Raw genomic sequence first — 288 nt, forward strand, 5'->3', positions numbered from 1 at the left:
TCTCTCGCGAGGATCACGGACATCGGTCATCCTGTTCCGGCTCCGCGATGCGCGCCCCGGAACGGTGATGTCGCGGCTGGGACACGTGCTGGAGGAGAGCAGCGCCGCTCTGGTGCGTGGAGCCATCGTCATCGTCGAAGACGCTCGCCATCGAGTGCGGCTTCTGCCTGTGGGGAGCGACTGAGCTCGGCAGGCACTCCCGAAGCAACTGGGCCAGCCGTGGGAAGTCGCATGGCACATCGATCCTCGCGGCTGAACCCCCGGCTAGGTCCTCGCACGCGCACTCAA

General features: G+C 66.7%; 1 protein-coding gene. It reads left to right on the forward strand.

What is annotated here, in order from left to right; genetic code table 11:
• The coding region (locus MD536_RS21275) for a hypothetical protein (RefSeq protein ID WP_239603802.1) at positions 1-184 on the forward strand (184 nt) is incomplete at its 5' end.
• Between the last annotated feature and the right edge of the window lie 104 nt (positions 185-288).

Origin of the sequence: Flavihumibacter cheonanensis (genome assembly GCF_022352215.1) — a bacterium.
Classification (GTDB): domain Bacteria; phylum Bacteroidota; class Bacteroidia; order Chitinophagales; family Chitinophagaceae; genus Flavihumibacter; species Flavihumibacter cheonanensis.